Origin of the sequence: Brevibacillus sp. JB24b (assembly GCF_051713385.1) — a bacterium.
Lineage (GTDB): Bacteria > Bacillota > Bacilli > Brevibacillales > Brevibacillaceae > Brevibacillus_B > Brevibacillus_B laterosporus.
Genome location: NZ_JBNVQV010000001.1, coordinates 3,196,081 through 3,215,986 on the forward strand (window position 1 = coordinate 3,196,081; position 19,906 = coordinate 3,215,986).

Annotated in this window: 20 protein-coding genes; 7 read left to right on the forward strand and 13 right to left on the reverse strand. The window is 40.4% G+C overall.

Annotated features, from left to right (window positions below; genetic code table 11):
• Positions 1-29: 29 nt before the first annotated feature.
• The 6 genes from ACQV1I_RS14960 to ACQV1I_RS14985 are packed head-to-tail and all read right to left on the reverse strand — an operon-like array spanning position 30 to position 4,951.
• The gene (locus tag ACQV1I_RS14960; RefSeq protein ID WP_094699749.1) at positions 30-437 is read right to left on the reverse strand and encodes a hypothetical protein; all 408 of its coding nucleotides are present in this window, start codon (positions 435-437) and stop codon (positions 30-32) included.
• A 29-nt stretch (positions 438-466) separates the two neighbouring features.
• Positions 467-652 carry a hypothetical protein gene (locus ACQV1I_RS14965; RefSeq protein WP_094699748.1) on the reverse strand — a complete coding sequence of 62 codons (186 nt, stop codon included), beginning with the start codon at positions 650-652 and terminating at the stop codon, positions 467-469.
• Positions 642-1,172 (reverse strand): Rieske 2Fe-2S domain-containing protein, encoded by a 531-nt coding sequence (locus ACQV1I_RS14970; protein ID WP_438769466.1) that lies wholly within the window; start codon positions 1,170-1,172, stop codon positions 642-644. Before ACQV1I_RS14970 ends, ACQV1I_RS14965 begins: the two co-directional genes overlap by 11 nt.
• Before the next feature lie 18 nt (positions 1,173-1,190).
• On the reverse strand, positions 1,191-1,757 hold the full coding sequence (locus ACQV1I_RS14975) for a 4Fe-4S dicluster domain-containing protein (protein WP_018670643.1): 567 nt from the start codon (positions 1,755-1,757) through the stop codon (positions 1,191-1,193).
• Entirely contained in the window at positions 1,750-3,924 is a 2,175-nt protein-coding gene (locus ACQV1I_RS14980) for a molybdopterin oxidoreductase family protein (RefSeq protein WP_094699746.1), read from the reverse strand. Before ACQV1I_RS14980 ends, ACQV1I_RS14975 begins: the two co-directional genes overlap by 8 nt.
• Complete coding sequence (locus ACQV1I_RS14985) at positions 3,911-4,951, reverse strand: hypothetical protein (RefSeq protein ID WP_094699745.1); 1,041 nt, start codon at positions 4,949-4,951, stop codon at positions 3,911-3,913. Before ACQV1I_RS14985 ends, ACQV1I_RS14980 begins: the two co-directional genes overlap by 14 nt.
• A gap of 223 nt (positions 4,952-5,174) precedes the next feature.
• Between ACQV1I_RS14985 and ACQV1I_RS14990 the strand changes: the two genes are divergently transcribed.
• A complete protein-coding gene (locus ACQV1I_RS14990) occupies positions 5,175-5,882 on the forward strand; it encodes a Crp/Fnr family transcriptional regulator (protein ID WP_236645781.1) in 708 nt (235 codons plus the stop codon).
• A gap of 58 nt (positions 5,883-5,940) precedes the next feature.
• On the opposite strand, the gene ACQV1I_RS14995 is transcribed toward ACQV1I_RS14990, so the two are convergent.
• From ACQV1I_RS14995 to ACQV1I_RS15005, 3 genes are all read right to left on the reverse strand, one after another.
• Entirely contained in the window at positions 5,941-7,233 is a 1,293-nt protein-coding gene (locus ACQV1I_RS14995; RefSeq protein ID WP_116334020.1) for a NarK family nitrate/nitrite MFS transporter, read from the reverse strand.
• Positions 7,234-7,515: 282 nt separating this feature from the next.
• Entirely contained in the window at positions 7,516-8,610 is a 1,095-nt protein-coding gene (locus ACQV1I_RS15000; protein WP_116334021.1) for a TIGR04053 family radical SAM/SPASM domain-containing protein, read from the reverse strand.
• 32 nt (positions 8,611-8,642) lie between these two features.
• Positions 8,643-9,161 carry a cation-binding protein gene (locus ACQV1I_RS15005; protein WP_018670637.1) on the reverse strand — a complete coding sequence of 173 codons (519 nt, stop codon included), beginning with the start codon at positions 9,159-9,161 and terminating at the stop codon, positions 8,643-8,645.
• 136 nt (positions 9,162-9,297) lie between these two features.
• On the opposite strand from ACQV1I_RS15005, the gene ACQV1I_RS15010 reads away from it, so the two are divergent.
• Entirely contained in the window at positions 9,298-10,473 is a 1,176-nt protein-coding gene (locus ACQV1I_RS15010) for a radical SAM/SPASM domain-containing protein (RefSeq protein ID WP_116334022.1), read from the forward strand.
• A 322-nt stretch (positions 10,474-10,795) separates the two neighbouring features.
• Positions 10,796-11,026 carry a hypothetical protein gene (locus ACQV1I_RS15015; RefSeq protein ID WP_201747410.1) on the forward strand — a complete coding sequence of 77 codons (231 nt, stop codon included), beginning with the start codon at positions 10,796-10,798 and terminating at the stop codon, positions 11,024-11,026.
• Positions 11,027-11,610: 584 nt separating this feature from the next.
• On the opposite strand, the gene brnQ is transcribed toward ACQV1I_RS15015, so the two are convergent.
• Positions 11,611-12,933, reverse strand: a complete 1,323-nt coding sequence (gene brnQ, locus ACQV1I_RS15020; RefSeq protein ID WP_116334023.1) for a branched-chain amino acid transport system II carrier protein — start codon at positions 12,931-12,933, stop codon at positions 11,611-11,613.
• 606 nt (positions 12,934-13,539) lie between these two features.
• Here brnQ and ACQV1I_RS15025 point away from each other — a divergent pair.
• From ACQV1I_RS15025 to ACQV1I_RS15040, 4 genes are all read left to right on the forward strand, one after another.
• The gene (locus tag ACQV1I_RS15025) at positions 13,540-14,817 is read left to right on the forward strand and encodes a LysM peptidoglycan-binding domain-containing protein (protein ID WP_116334024.1); all 1,278 of its coding nucleotides are present in this window, start codon (positions 13,540-13,542) and stop codon (positions 14,815-14,817) included.
• 36 nt (positions 14,818-14,853) lie between these two features.
• On the forward strand, positions 14,854-15,231 hold the full coding sequence (locus ACQV1I_RS15030; RefSeq protein WP_147304259.1) for a hypothetical protein: 378 nt from the start codon (positions 14,854-14,856) through the stop codon (positions 15,229-15,231).
• A gap of 307 nt (positions 15,232-15,538) precedes the next feature.
• Entirely contained in the window at positions 15,539-16,222 is a 684-nt protein-coding gene (locus ACQV1I_RS15035; protein WP_094699737.1) for a response regulator transcription factor, read from the forward strand.
• A complete protein-coding gene (locus ACQV1I_RS15040; RefSeq protein ID WP_116334026.1) occupies positions 16,223-17,587 on the forward strand; it encodes a sensor histidine kinase in 1,365 nt (454 codons plus the stop codon).
• Positions 17,588-17,915: 328 nt separating this feature from the next.
• Here the strand turns inward: ACQV1I_RS15040 and ACQV1I_RS15045 are convergent, their stop codons facing one another.
• The 3 genes from ACQV1I_RS15045 to ACQV1I_RS15055 form a co-directional block, all read right to left on the reverse strand.
• Positions 17,916-18,347 (reverse strand): CHRD domain-containing protein, encoded by a 432-nt coding sequence (locus ACQV1I_RS15045; RefSeq protein WP_094699735.1) that lies wholly within the window; start codon positions 18,345-18,347, stop codon positions 17,916-17,918.
• A 285-nt stretch (positions 18,348-18,632) separates the two neighbouring features.
• Positions 18,633-19,412 carry a membrane protein insertase YidC gene (gene yidC / locus ACQV1I_RS15050; RefSeq protein ID WP_094699734.1) on the reverse strand — a complete coding sequence of 260 codons (780 nt, stop codon included), beginning with the start codon at positions 19,410-19,412 and terminating at the stop codon, positions 18,633-18,635.
• 20 nt (positions 19,413-19,432) lie between these two features.
• A complete protein-coding gene (locus ACQV1I_RS15055; protein ID WP_026315071.1) occupies positions 19,433-19,729 on the reverse strand; it encodes a hypothetical protein in 297 nt (98 codons plus the stop codon).
• Between the last annotated feature and the right edge of the window lie 177 nt (positions 19,730-19,906).

A 19,906-nucleotide genomic window follows, 5' to 3' on the forward strand; every position in this document is an offset into this window, starting at 1 on the left:
AGAACAGGATAATTTTCGTCTAAACTGTATCAATTCTTTGTAGAGGGTCTGCTAAAGACAATTTGATAGATTAATTTCCGCTCCCTATCATTCATCTGAAGCACGGTCTGTTGCTCATAATCCCTTTGATCATTCTCCAGATATTTATCACATTCCGGCTTTGCTTGGTTGTCCTGTTTAATCTGTACCCCTACCTGTTTCAGGCTACCCCCATCTGTAATCACAGGAATAGCAATAAACTGATAGGAATTAAAATACAAACGAACCATCGTATCGTTTTCAATCAATTCCCATTTAGCCAAATGACGATGAATCGGAGGTGCTACCTCTTTTTCCGCATCCTCAGCTACATCAATGATCTGAATCTCCATAGCGCAATTCACAAAACGAGGTAATATTTTTTGCAAAAAATGAATCTCCTGTTTTTCTACGTTCATCGTCACTCCTCCTTCAGATCGGCCATCAACTATCTCCGTTTATCAAGGAAATAGATAAAGGAAGCCACTGGTACAACAATGACAGCTAGACCGCTATATAACAGCACCTCAGCATAACGTTGGGCATAATACATATCGACGCACAATTGCACAAATGTGATACTTGCCAACAATAGCAAGCACATGCAAATAACTCTCCAGTGGCTAGATTTCATATGGTTTCACCCCTGTCGCATAAATAGCTCCACCATCAATTTTTAGTTTAATTTCCGGTAAAGCACGTTTGGGTGGGCCAGCGATCGGATCTCCTGTCATAACGCTAAATTTTCCATGATGGCACGGACATAATAATTCTTGTTGCTCCTTATTCCAAAACACAGGGCATTTCAAGTGTGGGCAAGAATTCTGATAGGCTCTGTATTCATCTTTCCCTATTCGTACTAGCAGCGCTGGGTCATGCTTACTTGGATAAGCAAAATTGACTGCTTCTCCAATCCCGACCTGCGCTATATCCGCTATTTTTAGAATGTTTTCTTCCTGCTTAGGTGAAAACCCAAGAAGTTCACGTGCAGCTAGTGTTCCCCATGGTAATGAGGCCACTGCAAATACTCCAGCTGCCCCTACCATCATTTTCATGAATCCACGTCGATCCAGCCTGCGCTCATTATCTCGATGAATATTATGTGTATAGTTATCATCCTGCTTTGGGACGATCATTTTCTGTTTATCTTCCATATCGTATGACACCCTCCCTTAGAATAGCTTCTGTTTTCCTTGTAAGATGCCAGGCAGACTAATCTTGACATTTGTTTCCCCTTCTAGGGCACCAAGCATGCTGGCTGTCCATTTACCGTTGGCTAGCTCTATTTGAGCGTGCTTCTGGGCTAACTCCTCTTCTGTTAACCATTGCAAGGTATTAGTAGGACAAACAGAAGCACACATAGGAGGAATCCCATCCTTTGATCGATCGTAGCAAAGATCGCATTTGTACATCAGGTTCTGTTCTTCATCAAATTTAGGGATACCATACGGACAAGCAATCGTACAATTTTGACAGCCGATGCATTTTTCTACTAAAGCGGATAAAACCGCCCCATTGTCTGCTATCTGAATCGCTTGAGCAGGGCAACTTCTGGCACAAGCAGGATTTACACAATGCAAGCACATAAGCGGAATCGTCTGACGGCTGACAAACGGGTCGGTCTCCAATACATAATTACGATTACGCATATCATGGCCTCCACACTGCGTACAGGCTGCTAAACAGCTACGGCACCCGATGCAATTTTCCATTTCAATATATAAAGTGTGCTTAGCCACGGACTTTTCCTCCCTTGTCTAGTTTGACGATTTCAGCTGCACATGCCTTGAATTCTGGCATACGACTATAAGGATCAAGTGCTGGATTCGTAAGCAGGTTAATAGATTCGTCCTTCCCCCAATGGTAGGGTACAAAAACAGTATCAGGTCGAATCGCTTCGATTACCTTCACCTTATATTTGGCTTGACCACGACGCGTTTTTAATAAGACCATCTCACCATGTTTGATGCCATATACTTCTGCTGTTTTGGGATGAACCTCTAGCAATGGTTCGGGATACATTTCTTTCAAAAAGGGAATCCGGCGTGTCTGATTACCAGATAGGTAATGAAAGACTACACGCCCTGTTGTTAAACGCAATGGATATTCCTTGCATGGCTCTTCTGCTGGAGGGCGATAAGGTAGAGCACAAATTTTTGCCTTACCATCTGGATGATAGAATTGTTTATCTAGGAACAAATGAGGCTGTCCTTGATCCTCATCTGACGCACAAGGCCAGAAAACGCCATGATTTTGTTCAATTTTTTCGTACGTAATTCCCGAATAATCTGCAATAGCGCCACGAGACAGCTCCGTTAGTTCAGAAAATATATCACGTGGAGATTGTAAATGACTAAAATATTCTCCCCGTCCCATTCGTTTGGCAATTTCAATTTGAATCCACCAGTCAGGCTTAGATTCTGCATACCAAGCTTGGGCTTGTTTGTGACGAATCACGCGTCCTTCAAGATTGGTAGTAGTGCCTTCATCCTCTGCCCAGGTTGTCGTTGGTAAAATCACATCTGCGTATTCAGCCGATTCCGATAAATAGAAATCGACACAAACCATAAAATCAAGTTCTTTAAGTGCTGACCGCACATGTTGCTGATTAGGTGCACTTACTGCTGGATTAGAACATAACAAGTATAGAGAACGGATGGTTTTATCTAGCATCAGTTGGAACATTTCATAGGCAGACACCCCTTTTGACGGCATCTCACAAACAGGTACACCCCAACGCTCTGCTACTAATTTTACATCCTCTGGATTGTCCATTTTACGATAGCCTGGTAACTGATCCGCCTTCTGTCCGTGTTCACGTCCACCTTGTCCATTACCTTGTCCTGTCAATGTGGCAACCCCTGATTTTGGACGTCCAATTTTCCCGGTAACTAAAGCCATATTCGTATATGCTGATACGTTATCTGTTCCTTTAGATTGCTGTTCCACACCACGGCAGAACATGACAATCGCATCAGGAGCCTTCCCATAAATCTCTGCTGCACGGATTATTTTCTCTGCACTACATCCTGTAATTTCACTCACATACTCTGGCGTAAAGTCTTTTACCAATTCCTGTGTTTCTTCAAAACCATTTGTGTGGTTTTTCACGAATTCTTCATCGACATACCCTTTATCAATCAACAAATGAACAATTCCATTCGCTAAGGCTAAATCAGTTCCAGGACGAATATCTAAATGAATGTCTGCTCGCCGCGCCAAAGGTGTTTCCCGTGGATCAACTACAATTAGGTATCCCCCTCGATTCTGTACTTCCCAAATACGAAACATGCTCGTTGGATGACACTCCGCTGCATTTGATCCAGTGATAAACAAACAATCTGTCTGATGAACATCTGTCCATGGAATAGTGGAGCCTCGGTCAATCCCCAAGCTACGGTTTAAGCCTGCCGCCGCAGATGACATGCAAAAACGACCATTGTAATCAATATAACGTGTTTGTAAAGCAATACGAGCAAATTTACCGGTCAAATAACATTTTTCATTGGTCATGGAAACTCCAGAATAGACGGACAAAGTATCTTTTCCATGCTTTTCTTGCAGTTCCTTATACTTTCGAACAATAAGATCTAAGGCTTCGTCCCAGCTAGCTTCTCGAAAGCCTTCTGGCGTTCCTTTTAAAGTAGCATTATCACGAATCAACGGACGTTTAAGCCGATCAGGATGATTCACCTGTTGATATGCTGTCGTTCCTTTCGGACAGAGCTTACCGAGATTAATGGGAAAATCGTAGCGAGGTTCTACCCCAATGATCTTGTTAGATGCTATGTCCACCCGTAATTTCATGCCACATTGCATTCCACAATAACTACAGTGTGTATCAACAAGTCTTTCACCTGGATGAATTTTGTTGGGAACCTGTTTAAGAAATTTATCCATTGGCATGCTGGTTGCCCTCCTCCTTCAAAGTGTGATGTGTTGGTTTGCCTGTAAAACGGGACATACGATATTTACGACGGCATGGCAAGCAAAGCTCTGCTAGGTGGAAGCCCTCCTGCATCTCAAAAGAGATATGATTTTGTTGTAATACCTCAATTACGTCGTTTGACTGCTCCCTTGAGACGAATTTTGCATCGCATAGCTTACAGGTTTTCATTGATTGCTCACTGTAATGAAGACGATAATTTCGAGCAAACACACTGAGTGGACGGAATGGCACATGCGCCAGCTTACCAAATGGTAGATAAATTAATGTAATAATCACAAAAAATTGATGAATCATTTTTAATACGGGATGTCCAAAACCTGCAAAAAAGAGGTTGGATGCTGTCAGGAATAGGCCTGTAATACTAATAGCCATTAATAGATATAACGGTAAAAAATCATATACAAAGCTTTGTTCTGCACGAGCTTGCATATCTTTAAATCGACGATACAAGGCCATCGAAACACCGGAAATCACCATAAAGGCGCTAATGTTCAGGCCATTGTAAAAACAATAAGCTAAGAATCCATCCGCTTTAATTGTCATCAAATCAATTCCCATAAATACAACCGTGTACATTCCGTTAACCGGCATAGTAAAGTACATCCAGCCAAATACAAGCGGGAAGGTAACGAAAGCAGCAAGCATACAGCCCCAGCCTATCAGAATATGTTGGGTCCAGCGATACCAATGGCGATTCCAGATAAAGCGATAAGTCACCAGCTGTTCAGTCGCTGTTTGAGGACTATTTTTACGGAAAAGCAGCTTTATCCCTTTTTTAATGATAAGCTTTGTAGGTGGACGGTCTGCCCATGCACCAAATCGATATAAAAACCCACCAATAAACACTAATGTTCCAATCATATAGCCATATAATGCTAAATCCATATGTGTAAATGACCTTGATCCTACATAAGATAAGAAAAACAGCACCAAGATAATGCAAAAGGCTCTCTTGGCAAATTTGGATGCAAAAGCACGATCCATGATCAACTACCCCCTTGGAATTTTTAGTTTTTATTACCCTGTTATTTCTTTTTTAGGTGATAATCGATTGTCATTGTACTTAATTCATTTCATGCTCATTGTGATGAGTATCACTTGAACCTGCACAAATTTTTAACATTTTGAAATAGTGCCTTTCATTTCTAGTTATTGATCGCTATAATAAATACGCAAAGAAAACGTCAATTTGCATGGAGGTCTCGTTGTGGGCAATCAAGGATTTACATTCATTCAACAAGTCTCCCCCGACTTTACCCAGCATCTAAAAGAGATTTCTATTTCTAAAAAATTTGCTGCTGGCTCCGTGCTTTTCATGGATGGAGACAAGGCTGATCATTTATACCTGATTGGATCCGGACAATTGAAACTGACCAAGACCACGACGGACGGAAAAGAATTAACCCTGCAAGTCTTTAGCGATGGAGAACTAGTTGGTGTACCCGGATTGTTTGAAGAGAATTTAAGCTACAACACTACCGCCAGCATGTTGCAAGCGGGTGAAATCAACATTATTCCCCGACAATCATTAGAACGCCTTCTACTAAAGAATGGGCTGTTCTGTGCTGAATTTTTGCGGTGGATGGGTATCATGAATCGCCGCATCCAATCTAAATTCCGTGATTTGTTGTTAAATGGAAAAATTGGAGCACTATACTCCACTCTCATTCGACTAAGTAATAGCTACGGAGAACAACATGAAAAAGGCATCTACATTACGCTTGCTCTCACCAATCGGGATTTGGCCCAATTTATTGGGCTAACCAGAGAAAGTGTAAACCGCATGCTGTCTGATTTAAAGAAGCAAGATGTCATCGAGCAAAATGCACAAGGAAATATTTTAATTAAAGATCTTTCCTTTTTAAAAGATGCCATCTGCTGTGATGATTGTCCCAATGAAATATGTCAGATTTAAAAGAGAGTCTTGGTTATTGGCAACCAAGACTCTTTTTTAAATCAAGCCGGCCTATTATCTAGCACTTTACCTCTGCGTTTTTACGTGCATAGAAATACCATAACAAGACTAAAGCTACAGCATAAAACACCAAGAACCCATATAAAGCAATATCTGGAGCACCTGTAGACTTAATTGACATGCTAAAGGATTTTGGAATAAAGAATTGTCCATATGCCGCAATAGCCGATGTAAAACCTATGACCGGTGCCGCTTCTTTTGGCGGGAAAATCGTAGGCATCATACGTGTAACGGAACCATTACATATTCCCGTTGTGAAGAAAATCACGATGAAACAGGCGAAAAATGCCCAGAATGCTTTACTATTCATGAAGTAGATGACACCAGCCGTAGCAGCGATCAGCAGAATAACATTGTAGAGAGTTACCCTTGCCCCACCCAGCTTATCAGCCAGCATACCACCGACCGGCCGAACTAATGCCCCTAATAAAGGACCAATAAAGGCATATTGCAACGGATTTACATCAGGAAACTGGTGCTGAGTTAACAAAGGAAATGCTGTTGCAAACCCGATAAAAGATCCAAAGCTCATTGTGTATAAAAATGAACAAATCCACATATGCTTGCGTTTAAAAATAACCAATTGATCTTTAATCGATTGTGTCATCGGAAGGTTGTTCATCCCAAACATAGCTGCAATTGTAGTAAGTATGATCGGAATTACCCAGATAAATCCAGCATTTTGCAGCCATAATTGCGTTGTACCATTTGTTTGTGGACCACCACCGAAATTACCAAATACGCTAATTCCAATTACTATTGGTATTAGAAATTGCGCTACACTTACACCAAGATTACCAAGTCCCGCATTTAAACCCAAGGCAGAGCCTTTCTTGGCTTGTGGAAAGAAGAAACTGATATTTGCCATGGAAGAAGCGAAATTACCACCGCCAAAACCACATAAAATTGCGAGCAATGCCATTGTTTCATAAGATGTAGCCGGATCTTGCACAGCAAATCCAATCCAAATTGCTGGGATTAACAAAGAAGCTGTACTGCATACGGTCCAATTACGTCCTCCGAAAATCGGAACAACAAATGCATACAAAATCCGCAGCGTAGCACCTGAAAGACCTGGAAGAGCTGCTAAACTAAATAGTTCATCTGGTGTAAACTGAAATCCAACTTTATTGAGATTAACAGCAACAACCGACCAAATGGACCAAATACTAAAAGCAAGTAATAGGGCTGGAATAGATATCCAAAGGTTACGGTTCGCCACTCTTTTACCTGTAGATTCCCAAAATTCAGGATTCTCCGGTTCCCATTTCATTACTCCTTTTGTTGACATAGGTTACCTCCTCTACTAAGTTCAAACACGCTCAACCCATGTTTATAAACGAAATTGAACTTTTTTATATAAACAACCTTTTTCATCACAAATCATATCCAACTCTCACATAGCACTTTGTGATTTTAATCACATGATTTTGCGTTTTCACATTTTGTACAAAACATCTTTTCTTTTGTGAATGTATAAAAAATTAAAAATGAATACAAAAAGAAGCAAGACATGTCAACATAACATCTCTTGCTTCTTTTTCTCTGTTTCTATTCACGATCACATGTGCTATTAAAAGTAGCCCAGTTGCTTTTGTCCATAACCTTCTTCCCATTTTGGAGGTATGTACATACATGAAGGATCGCTTGCCAAATAATCCTTCGTCATTGCATAAGCACGGGCGCGTGATCCCCCACATACCTGATTAAAGTTGCAGACGCCACATTTTCCCGAATAGCCATCCGGATAGCGTAACGATCGAAAGACTGCATGATTACGGTATAAATCTGCCAGAGGTGTACTGCGTACATTTCCGCAATAAATCGGTAAAAATCCGCTTGGTTGAACATCACCCACATGAGAAATGAACACAAATCCTTTACCGTCCGTAACTCCCCCAGCCGAGCGCCCTAGATTATCCATTCTTTTTACTTGCTCAGGTTGTGTTTTCATGTCTTTTTGGGTTGCAAAATAAAGTGCTCTCCGATAAGCAGGTGCCGCTGTTGTTTTGATGCTATAGCTAGCAGTCTGACTCTTCTCGATCAGCCAGCGATAAATGCGCTCCTGCTCCATTGGGGATACCGCATCACTTGCTTGCCCTCTTCCTGTAGGAATTAAGAAGAAAACACTCCACAGCACTGCATCCCATTCCTCCACCATCTGGGACATTTCCTCTAATAAATGCGCATTGTAAACAGAAATCGTTGTATTTAATTGAACAGGTAGACCATGCTTTCGCAAAGTAGCCAACGACTTTACCGTAATATCATACGAGCCTGGTGTCCCGCGGAAGTAATCATGCACATCTGCTGTAGGACCATCTAAACTAAAAGCCCAACGTGATAATCTGGCCTCTTTTGCTTTTACGATCGCTTTTTCTGTTACACGTGGTGTAGCGCTAGGAGACATCGAAACGCGCAATCCAATTTTTACTGCATAATCGATTAAGTCATATAAATCTTCACGCATTAATGGATCGCCACCAGTAAAAACAAGAAGCGGATTCCCCATGGCTTTGATTTGATCTAACAATTCCTTACCTTCTTCTGTACTCAGCTCATCTGGATGACGATTGGGCTGTGCTACCGCACGACAATGTAAACAACGCAAAGCACATGCACGTGTCACTTCCCAAATCACGATAAAAGGATTCTGGTCGTAATTCATGTAGTTCACTCACTCCATTGGCAAGATGGTATCTATTTATAATGTTTGGAGATTGTCTGATACAAGATATCTTTTTCAGCTAACGTCAGCAGTTGATTGGCCATCGGGTACAACACCCTATCCTCCTTAATTGTATGCTCTTCAAATAGCTCATCAAATTGCTTAAGCAAACAAACCATCGTAGATGTTTTTTGTTCCTGTAACACACACTGGTTCAATTCTGACCCAATGCGATCTGATATCTCTAATAAGCGATCATGTTCTGATTTAATGAGCAGTAATGGCGCCTCTAACGTTGCCAGTCGATTTGTTAACGTAAAAAATAGAATATCGTCCTCCACCATAATGTGCCGACGGAAATCTGTTTGAAGGAATTGAAGGAAACGATGCAAATCTTCATGTAACTCTTCGTTCCATTTTGTTCCATAACGTATGAGTGACAGAATGTGCTTTAGTCTTCCATCCAGTTCACTATGGTCATTGTACAAATAGGAAAGCAATATGTGTTCATGTTTCTTTTTCATAGCAAAATCGCTCTCGTATTCCAGCATACCAATCCCTCCTTACTCTTTTTTGATTGTAACCAAGTTGCCTTTTCCAAGAAGTGATATTCCTCACAAATTATTTTCCAGCAATTTGCTAGAATTAGGCCGTGAAAGTTTGTACAAAGGCTTAAGGGAGGATATGATGATAGGACTTTCCAGTTTACTTGAAACAACTACGACCTTCGGAGATAAATTACGATATTCAGAAGCTGCTCGGAACCAAAAAACAGGAACTCATCAGGGGCATGGACCTGTCGTTGCTTGGAATATTACAAAAACTTGCAATCTTCACTGCTTACACTGCTACTCCAGTTCCGAAAATAAAAAATATGAGGGAGAGCTGAGTACAGAGGAAGCTCATGATGTCATTAACCAATTAGCAGATATGAAAGTACCCGTTATCCTGTTTTCTGGTGGGGAACCTCTCATTCGGCCTGATATATTTGAACTAGCAGAACATGCTATTTCTAGAGGTATTCGTATTACCTTTTCAACCAATGGCACGCTGATCGATGAGAAAAAGGCAAAGCGCTTAAAAGATTTGGGTATTAGTTATGTTGGCATAAGCCTAGATGGTATGCAAAAGACACATGATTTTTTCCGTCAAAAAGAAGGCGCCTTTGATCTAGCCATTCGTGGAATCCGGAATTGCATGGCTGTGGGTCAAAAGGTTGGCCTTCGTTTCACAATGAATAAACACAATATTGAAGCCTTGCCAGATATTTTTGACTTGATTGAAAAAGAAAACATTCCTCGCGTCTGTTTCTACCACCTCGTTTATGCAGGTCGTGGTGGAGTCGAGGATGATATTACTCATCAGCAAACACGTGAGGCTTTAGACTTTATTATTGAAAAAATTCATTATTTCCAAGAATCGGGACAACCACGCGAAATTTTGACCGTTGATAACCATGCAGACGCTATCTACCTCTATCTAAAAGTGATGGAGACCAATCCCGAGCTAGCAGAACGCATCTGGGAAAAACTGCAACGCAATGGCGGTAATCGTTCTGGTATCGCTTTTTGTAATATTGATCACCGTGGAATTGTTCATCCTGATCAATTTAGTCAAAACATTGCTCTTGGAAATCTACGCGAACAATCCTTCGCAGAAATTTGGCAAGGAGAACATCCTATTCTTCTTGGATTGCGTGACCGTAAAACCAAGATTCATGGGCGTTGTTCAACCTGTCAATACTTCTCCGTCTGTAACGGGAACTTCCGGCCTCGTGCACAAGGTTTCTATGGGGATTTCTGGGCATCTGATCCACAATGCTATTTAACCGAAGATGAAATTCACTTGGCCGCATCAGTATAAATAAATAGAAAGAGCTTTGCCATATGCAAGCTCTCAGCGTGTAGACAAAATACCGAAAGGTATGGAGGTCTGCACGCTTTTTTGTTGAATGTACAAGTTGTCAAAAACTACGACCAGAAGAAAGTAAAACTTCTAGTGTATACAACCGATAATTATCTTACAATGTTTTGTGTTTGGAATGTCTTTTCTCGATGGAGATACAGCCTGGATTGGTGTGTTCGTCCTGGCTTTCGTCAAGCAAGTCCTGAATCGTGATGAAAGTTGGTTGGGGCTCATGAATGGCTCCTTCTTCGCCGGGTCAATTGTAGGGGGGCTTCTTGTAGTGGCTCTGGTAAAACGTCTACAAAAGCGTAGTTTTCTCTTCATGTTACTTGGGTTTACCGTATATATCCTACTCGCGGGGTGGTTTGCGGACCAATTCGGTATGACGAACTTGTATCTTTTTGCTGCATTCTTAACGTCAATCGCTGTTGTTGTAGGTTTTTTTTATCACTCTATGTTCAGTGATACAAAAATTGAAAAAAAACCAGAAGTGACAAGCACCACTATTTAATTCACTTATTTTTTCTAATTGGGGATATTTTAAGACATGAGGTTTCGCAACCTCTTAGTAAGATAAAACGACTATTAAAGTTAGTACATAAAGAAAGAGCACAACGCTTAAATATAAGTAGTATTGGTCTAGAGAATGTTCGACGCTAATAGAGCAAAAATGGGTAAACATTATTACTTTTTAAGTATTAAACTACTCGGGCCCGCCAATAGGTGTTGTGGCTACCGATTACTCATTTTGCGCCTTGATCAACCTGGATGTCCGAGCTACATCTGCTCAAGACTAGCGCAAGCTGCCAGGATGCGCTAGTCTTGATACAGCAAAGGAATGTCACCGACTCGTTCCTTCTATATAATGTGACCTAATGGTGAGAACACTTTCAGTAGACGGTCCCAGAGACATATCGGGATGGGGCTTCTTCTCTCGTCCATTTGATCTGGAACATTAGTTTGGCATTTTTCTATTATTTGGTTTATCGGATTTGTCGGAAAGAGCTTGGAATGGGCTCTTTGAAATTACAGTGTCCGTTCATGTAAACAATGCCATAACTCTAAACTAGACAAAGATGTGGGAGCACCTCTATTTTATGTTAATTTTCGCCTTTTTTTCACTGGCTTTTGTGGCATGACATATCCGACAATAGCACCAATAACAGCTGGCACCATCCATCCAATTTTCAATTGGTAAAAGGGAATCATTTGTACATAACGGATGATGCTCTCTGACATCCACCCCTGTTCTTCAAGTACCTGAAGGAGACTAAAAATGGTTGCTACTGTCATTGCAACAATATAAACAGATGGTTTTCCAGTTATATACTTATCAAGAAACGATAACACAATTAAAACAATGATAATTGGGTATAGCACCATTAATACAGGCCCTGTAACTTGAAGAAGCGCATTTAGTCCTAAGTTGGAGATACCGAAACTAAATAAACAAACAGCCAAGACAATCTTTTTATAAGAAATACCTGGTAACATTTTTGAGAAATAGTTACCAAATGCAGCTGTAACGCCAACAGCAGTTGTTAAGCACGCAAAAATGATTACTGCTCCCAATAACAAATTCCCACTTGCTCCAAATAAATGATTCATCACATTTGTAAGAAGTTCTCCTCCATTGCTTGCTACTCCAAGTGAAACACTAGAAGCTCCAATATACCCTAAAGCAAAATAAACAAGCATTAATCCAATAGAAGCAATTATTCCAGCATAAATCATGTTTTTGGCAATCGCTTTTCTTTCCGTTACCCCATATTGCTTAATCGTATTTACAACAATAACAGAAATTACTAAAGCACCAATAGCATCTAGCGTTAAAAATCCTTCTAAAAATCCTTTAAAAAAAGGAATTTCAGCATAATCCCCTGTTGGCTCAGCAAATGCTCCCATTGGGGAGATAAGAGCCTTCGCTAAAATAACTCCGATCATAACTAAAAAGACAGGCGTTAAGATTTTACCGATACGGTCTACTAATTTAGTGGGGTTTAGCGATAAGAGGTATGTGATAACGAAGAAAATGAATAGGAAACACCATCTTCCCGCATTGCCCTCAGATAATACAGGGGCCACACTCATTTCAAAAGATACTGTTCCAGTACGTGGAATAACAAAAAGTGGACCAATAGCCAGATAGATAACAATACTTAGTACGGTTGCAAATGTTGGATGAACCTTTGCCCCTAATTTATCAAAACTACCACCCGCAAGAGCAACTGCTATTATTGCTAGTAAAGAAAGACCTACATCTGTCACAATAAAACCGATAATGGTAATCCACATATTCGTTCCTGCTGCTTGTCCCAATGCAGGAGGGAAAATCACATTTCCAGCACCAAAAAAGATAGCAAATAGCAATAACCCAATCGTGAGGATTTGTGAAAATCTCAAAGAAGAATTATTCATAACAAACTCCTGATTCATGTTTTTTTATTTTTGTTTATCAATATAGCAATTCTATCGGATGAGTTATTAAGAAGCAAGAGATAAAAAATAACAAACAATCAAAATTCAAATTTTATTAATAAAATTTAATCAATTTTATAAGTCCTACGGGCTCAAGGGTTTTTGAGCATAGAAAAAGGAGTACCTCCCCAAATCTCTAATAAGTTAAGTGCGATCTAAACTTAAGAGGTGGTGGTGACTCCCAGTGTCTATTGTAAAACAAGGAAGCCTATTTGATATACAGAATTATTCGACTTAGAAACTCCCAAACGTTTTGAGGCTATTTTCTCTACTCTTGACATTTAACCGATTCTTTACTTCTAATAGGGGGAGGGTCATGGTAGGACCCCTATTAGAAACTTTGATAATGGCTTGTTTCCTTAACCCAAAAATGCTCCCCAATCAAAGATAGAATGGGAAGCATACATTTCATTCCTCTCCTTATTATGCCCTTGATAAAAAACAAGCATCACGTAATTCCCTCCCAATACATCCAAGAAAAATAGTATCTAAATTAGCTTCCTTCTGAATATGAGTAAAATAGATAAACAACAAGGAGGTGGCCTCATGATCATTTATGTTGTCCGACCTGGTGACAGTTTGTATCGGATCGCCAATCGATATAAAACCTCTGTAGAACAAATCGCCAACGATAATGATCTTACGCCCCAACAAAGCCTAGTAGTAGGTCAATCACTCGTAATCGTTACTCCTAAGCAGTACACGGTCCAGCCTGGTGATTCGCTTTATCAGATTGGGATTAGATTTAATGTTTCTGTTCAACAATTAGCAGAAGCAAATGATCTTTCTGCTTCAAGACCTATTTATCCTGGCATGGTCTTAACCATCCCTCAGCCACCCCAGCCCACGATTGTAGTTAATGCTTACATAGAGCCACGTAGAAACCTCGCTGTAACTGAACGGACTGCTCGCGAAGCAGCACCTTATCTAACGTACATTGCTCCATTTAGCTACCAAATCAAACGTGATGGAACCCTTACCTCACTCGAGTTGGACGATTTGCCTGCTATCGCCACCTCAAATGGAGCCACCTTGATGATGGTGATTACAAACATAGAAAATAATCAGTTTAGTGCGGAATTAGGTGGAGAAATTTTACATGACGAGCAAAAACAAAATCGCTTGCTTGATGAGATTATACAGAGAGCGAAAAGATATGGGTTCAGTGACATTCATTTTGATATTGAACACCTTTATCCCAAAGATCGTGAAGCTTATAATCAATTTTTACGTAAAGCAAGGGACCGTCTTCATGCAAATGGATATATGATCTCAACAGCGCTTGCCCCAAAAACAAGCGCTACACAACAAGGACAATGGTACGAAGCTCATGACTATCGTGCCCATGGGGAAATTGTTGATTTTGTGATTATCATGACCTATGAATGGGGATATAGTGGGGGTCCTCCGATGGCTGTCTCGCCAATCGGACCGGTACGTCGCGTTCTGGAATATGCACTAACGGAAATTCCCTCTAAAAAAATAATGATGGGACAAAATTTATACGGCTATGACTGGACGCTTCCTTATCGTCCAGGGGGCAAGTATGCGAAAGTAGTGAGTCCTAAAGAGGCGGTTAACCTAGCCCGACGTTACCAGCAATCGATTCAATATGACTCGGTTGCGCAAGCACCACACTTTCGGTATTACGATGAACAAGGCCGTGAGCATGAAGTCTGGTTTGAAGATGCACGCTCCATGCGTGCTAAGTTTTCTTTATTGCAGGAGCTGAAATTACGTGGAATCAGCTATTGGAGATTAGGCATTCCCTTTAGGCAAAACTGGGTGCTGTTGGACCATACCTTTCAAGTTAAAAAATCTTGATCCACCCGATCTGAGTAACCTAAGCGAGACTGTCGTGTGTTCCGACAGTCTCATTTCGCCAAGCTCTCTTCTTGCGCAAAACGCAACACTGTCTATTCTATGTACCGCGCCTATTTGTTCTGTTATATAAAAGGAATGCCGCAAAGTCCGGTTTATGAACCGCAAACACCGCTGCTGCAACCTGGTTTGCAAGGTTACTATCGTCAAACGCTACGCGATTATCCCAAAAGTGAAACTGCTCATCTATTACAGAATTATTTGCATTCGTTACAGGATACAAACATGAAAATTGGAGCCTATAATCAGCAAAAGCACCTATTGTACGCTCCTGCCGTTCAGCATTTTTACAGTAGTCTGGAAACAAGTATTGCTCCTTTATCACAAGAGCTCATAACTGGAGGATTTTCTAAGTAGCATATGCGCTCCCCCAAGTCGCTAACCTTCCAAAGTAATCTACTCATGCTTGTATTTTGAACTAGATCATTTACCTCTTTTAATCGTGATAAAGCTCTTGAATAAAAATAGCCTTGCGAGAAAGCTTTCTGTTTATCTTGTGTAGTAAAGTCGTTCCGCTCTTTGTAAGCTTGTCCATCTGCTAGTAGAGAACCTACCAATAGTCAATGATAATTGGTAAAAGAGGGATAAGCTGGTTACACTACTACAGATATACCTGTTTTTTGGAATATCAGCATAGATTTACAAAGCAGAGGTGACAGGGAGCATGAGTCCGACAGGGAGCTTTCTCTTAGTAGAAGATGAGAAAAACCTTGCACGTTATTTACAATTGGAATTAATGAATGAGGGATATAAAGTAGAGATTTGTCATGATGGGGCAATTGGACTTGAAAGAGCCTTACAAAACGAGTACGATCTCATTCTATTGGATGTCATGATTCCTCAAATCTCTGGTATTGAGGTGTGTCGGCGTATCCGAGAAACAGGGAGTGAGGTACCAATCATCATGCTTACGGCACGTAATGAGGTTACCGATATTGTTGCTGGACTAGACAGCGGTGCTAATGATTATTTAACTAAACCCTTTGCTATCGAAGAGTTATTTGCCCGAATCCGTGCTAATCTTCGCCCGGTTGTTTCCAAGAACCAGGAAATTCTTCACATCGACTCTCTTGAAATCCAAGTACAGAACCGTCGTGTTTTCCGCGATACGAAGGAAATTCTTTTAACCCCACGAGAATTTGATCTATTGTTGTACTTGGCCAATCATCAGGGACAAGCTTTGACACGGGAACAATTGTTGACAGCGGTTTGGGGATTCGACTTTATGGGCAATACCAACGTAGTCGATGTGTATATCCGCTACTTACGCAATAAGATTGAACGAAAACGAGCCAAAAAATTAATCCATACCATTCGTGGAGTTGGCTACAGCTTGCGGGTGGAATAAATGTTAAAAAAAGTAGCTAGACGTATGCCCACTTCCTTAACTTGGCGGTTAACCATCATATTGACTACTGCAATGACTCTGTTTTTGTTATTTATGAATTTGTTTGTCTACATGTCTACTAGTAACTTGGTCTATCAATATGAACAAAAGCAACTACAAAAGAAGATTGTTACGATTTTAAATGAATTACATAAAGCAACATTGGACTATAAAACAACTAATCTTCAAGTTGTAAAGGATGTACTGTTGAAATATGCTGATGTTCATCAAGCGATTCTATTAGAAACCGCTACTAAAGAAACCCTAGCCTCTGTGATTGGTACCGGTTGGACGGAAGAGGACTTAGGTAATCCCAAAAATGTGATTAGCTCCATGCAATCCGTTCAATTACCTGGTTTTCCTGATGTCCTCTTACTAACCATCATTCAGGACAATGAACAGATCCGTCCCATTTTTCGGATTCTGATTCAAATTCTCTGCTGGTCTGCTATCTCTACCTTTGTCATTTCAGCCATCGGTGTCTATCAATTGACCCAAATTGGACTACAGCCGTTAACCCAATTGATTGAGCAGATTCAAAAAAAAGAAGCTGAAGATTTAGGTACACGTCTTCCCATAATCACGAATGATGTTGAAATCAAAGATTTAGTCTTAGCCTTTAATTCTCTATTAGATCGTGTAGAGGATGCCTTCAGTAAACAACAACAATTTATTGCAGATGCTTCTCATGAATTTAAAACGCCACTCGCCATCATTGAAGGCTATGCACGACTACTTCAACGCTGGGGAAAGCATAATCCTGAGGTAAGAGATGAGGCGCTTTCTGCCATGCTTCAAGAGTGTTCTCGCCTTTTTGAGTTGATTGAAGATCTACTATCTCTTGCTAAGTTACAGGATAATACTTCTAGAGAAGCCACATTTGCGACTCAAGATATGGTTCCTTTGTTAGAAGAAATCCGTACCACTTGGACAACAGTTTTTCCTAAACACCTTTCGCTTCACTTTTCTTGGGATACTCCATTAACACTGCCTATGAATACAGGTAAAATTCGTCAACTATTTGATATTTTGTTAGATAACGCAAAAAAATACACAGAGGAAGGCTTTGTAGAGGTTCATGTCTTTTCTACCGAATCTTGGGTTGAGATTCATATAAAAGATACTGGTGTGGGAATTCCTGATGCAGAACGTGCAAATGTATTTGAACGGTTCTATCGAGTAGATAAATCTCGAACTCGTGAAAAAGGAGGAAGCGGTCTTGGCTTATCAATCGCCAAATCAATCGTTGATTTGCACCATGGGCGCATTGAAATGCGAAAAACACACACGGGAGGAACTGAGGTTGTAATATGGCTCCCCTGTTAATAAGAATCGATCTCTGAATTTTTACCTTCTTCCTCCATAGCTGATATATAAAAAGTCGTTTCTTTACAAAATAAGAAATGACTTTTTCATATAGGCTACCATTCACTACTAGTCTTTACTTCCATACCCTAACATCTCATTTAATTGAAGTTTTTCTTAAAAAAGCCGCCTTGTTACAGGCGGTTTGCTAAAAAGGTTTTCTTTTCATTTCCAAACAGATATTAGCTTTGACAAAACGGTACATCTAAAGCCTGTCAAAATTTTGCCCATTCTGCTGAAATAGGCGTTGAGTCTTGATCCTATCTACTTAAAGCAATGAGTAAAAAGCCTAGCATTTACAAATACAAACTTTTTCAACTCTACGTATCTGACCACGTATTTCCCCATTAGGATGTTGAGTGGTATGAGCATTTACATAGGTTTCTCCACTTAAAATAAGTTGCACTAATTCGGCGAGTGTTCTTCCTTGAAGTGGACCAACTAAATCTGCACTAGTAATAGATCCAGTCACAGTAGCATCGCATACACTAATACCACGTTGTACTGGTCCAAAAAGGAATACCACTATAGGTCCATTAACTCCTCTTGCCCCGATATGAATATGAGCTTGAGTCAGGTTACGTAGCTCATGTAGCGATAAACGAAAATCAAGTCGGCTATTATCTGCACTTAGCTTGAACGTAGCGGTTCCAGTAGCATTTGTGAAAACAGGTGGGACTTCCTCAGAACCTCGCAGTTTAGCCCGGAATTGTATTGTCATCTCTATTACCTCCTTTATAGTATTTTATTAAGAAGATCAAGAATGGCTTGTATGTTCAACTACTTCAGAGGTATACAAAATAAACAGCCCTCTAACGATTTGATTCCGTCAGAGGGCAACTATTCTTATTTGCAAACAGTGTTCGTATATTTTGTGGTTTATGGATGAACCTTCCTCAAAAAAAATAGTCTAGTGGGCTGCAAAATACAACTCTTTTTTAACAAAGAAAAGAGGATAGTCATCCATGCTCAAATGAACAACTATCCTCTTCGTGATCATTTTCGTTTATTTTGTACTAGTAGAAGTAGTTAGCGGCAGATGATACACCTTATTTAAAAAATAGGTTTGCACGAGTGAAAATACTCCACCCACGACCCAGTACAGCGGAAGTGCTGCTGGTAGATTCATCCCTGCCATAAAGATCATGATCGGCATCATATAATAGAAAATCTTCATATTATTAGCTCCCATAGCAGGAGTCATTTTGGTTGACAGCATCGTTTGGAAAAAGGTTGTAGCTGCTGCTAGTAAAGGCAATATATAAAACGGATCAGCATGACCCAAGTTAAACCACATAAATGAATGGTCAGCAATCTCTGGTGTGCGACGAATCGCGAAGTAAAATGCCATTAAAATCGGCATTTGAACGAGAGCGGGTAGACAACCTGCCATTGGATTGACTCCGCTTGTTTTGTACAGTTCCATCATTTCCATTTGCATTTTTTGTGCTTGTTTGGGGTCCTGATTGGAATTACTATATTTTCTTTTCAGTTTATCAATTTCCGGTTGCAGCTTTCTCATGGAAGCTCCACTTTTCATTTGCTTCATCATGAGAGGCAATAAAAGAGTTCGAATCAACAGCGTCATAATGACAATTGCTAACCCATAATTACCGTCTGTTACGCTAGCAACGTTTTGGATCAACCAAGAGAATGGATAAACAAAAAAGTGATCCCAGATACCAGGACTATCTGATGTTATCGGAGCCGTATTGCTACACCCGCTCAGTAACAACACCAAAGCACCAAGTAAAAATACAGGTAATGATTTACGTACAGCTTTCATGAACAAATCCTCCTCATTGTTTACAAACTCGATAAACAAACAAGGAGAACGATTGGGAGTGTATCATCTGATGACGTGGTTGCTCGCTTCTCTTTTCGCATAGGTACGCGTCGATATAAGTTAATAAAAGACGAACGTATTGGCATTGTCACCAGCTGTTGACGCCATTCAAAACGTTCTTCGTATTGCATTGATTGACGTTTACCAACGATGTGGGTAAATAGTAATTGACAACATGGAATCACGATTATAGATACCCAGAAGAGCAACCAAACATAAGGTAATGACAAACCAATTAATTCATCCACCACGTGCATCTCACCTCCCTATCTGTACATTACTAGCAAGTACAGTTCCTATTGTAACATACTGCCCATCCATTGTGGGAGTAGGTTAGATAGTAACATTTTCAGGAAGGAAAAGACTATTTTTGAACAAAAAAAAGCAGCCAATCACTCATAAATTGACCTGAGATAGAGCTATGGCTGTGATCG

Excerpts from the sequence above, each read along its gene's own strand:
- ACQV1I_RS15005 (WP_018670637.1), bottom strand. The coding sequence starts at position 9,161 with ATGCTGGAATACGAGAGCGATTTTGCTATGAAAAAGAAACATGAACAC.
- ACQV1I_RS15035 (WP_094699737.1), top strand. The coding sequence starts at position 15,539 with ATGAGTCCGACAGGGAGCTTTCTCTTAGTAGAAGATGAGAAAAACCTT.
- ACQV1I_RS15040 (WP_116334026.1), top strand. The coding sequence starts at position 16,223 with ATGTTAAAAAAAGTAGCTAGACGTATGCCCACTTCCTTAACTTGGCGG.
- ACQV1I_RS14970 (WP_438769466.1), bottom strand. The coding sequence starts at position 1,172 with ATGGAAGATAAACAGAAAATGATCGTCCCAAAGCAGGATGATAACTAT.
- ACQV1I_RS15000 (WP_116334021.1), bottom strand. The coding sequence starts at position 8,610 with ATGAATTACGACCAGAATCCTTTTATCGTGATTTGGGAAGTGACACGT.
- ACQV1I_RS14995 (WP_116334020.1), bottom strand. The coding sequence starts at position 7,233 with ATGTCAACAAAAGGAGTAATGAAATGGGAACCGGAGAATCCTGAATTT.
- brnQ (WP_116334023.1), bottom strand. The coding sequence starts at position 12,933 with ATGAATAATTCTTCTTTGAGATTTTCACAAATCCTCACGATTGGGTTA.
- ACQV1I_RS15010 (WP_116334022.1), top strand. The coding sequence starts at position 9,298 with ATGATAGGACTTTCCAGTTTACTTGAAACAACTACGACCTTCGGAGAT.
- ACQV1I_RS14960 (WP_094699749.1), bottom strand. The coding sequence starts at position 437 with ATGAACGTAGAAAAACAGGAGATTCATTTTTTGCAAAAAATATTACCT.
- ACQV1I_RS15045 (WP_094699735.1), bottom strand. The coding sequence starts at position 18,347 with ATGACAATACAATTCCGGGCTAAACTGCGAGGTTCTGAGGAAGTCCCA.
- ACQV1I_RS14965 (WP_094699748.1), bottom strand. The coding sequence starts at position 652 with ATGAAATCTAGCCACTGGAGAGTTATTTGCATGTGCTTGCTATTGTTG.
- ACQV1I_RS15025 (WP_116334024.1), top strand. The coding sequence starts at position 13,540 with ATGATCATTTATGTTGTCCGACCTGGTGACAGTTTGTATCGGATCGCC.
- ACQV1I_RS15055 (WP_026315071.1), bottom strand. The coding sequence starts at position 19,729 with ATGCACGTGGTGGATGAATTAATTGGTTTGTCATTACCTTATGTTTGG.
- ACQV1I_RS14980 (WP_094699746.1), bottom strand. The coding sequence starts at position 3,924 with ATGCCAATGGATAAATTTCTTAAACAGGTTCCCAACAAAATTCATCCA.
- yidC (WP_094699734.1), bottom strand. The coding sequence starts at position 19,412 with ATGAAAGCTGTACGTAAATCATTACCTGTATTTTTACTTGGTGCTTTG.
- ACQV1I_RS14985 (WP_094699745.1), bottom strand. The coding sequence starts at position 4,951 with ATGGATCGTGCTTTTGCATCCAAATTTGCCAAGAGAGCCTTTTGCATT.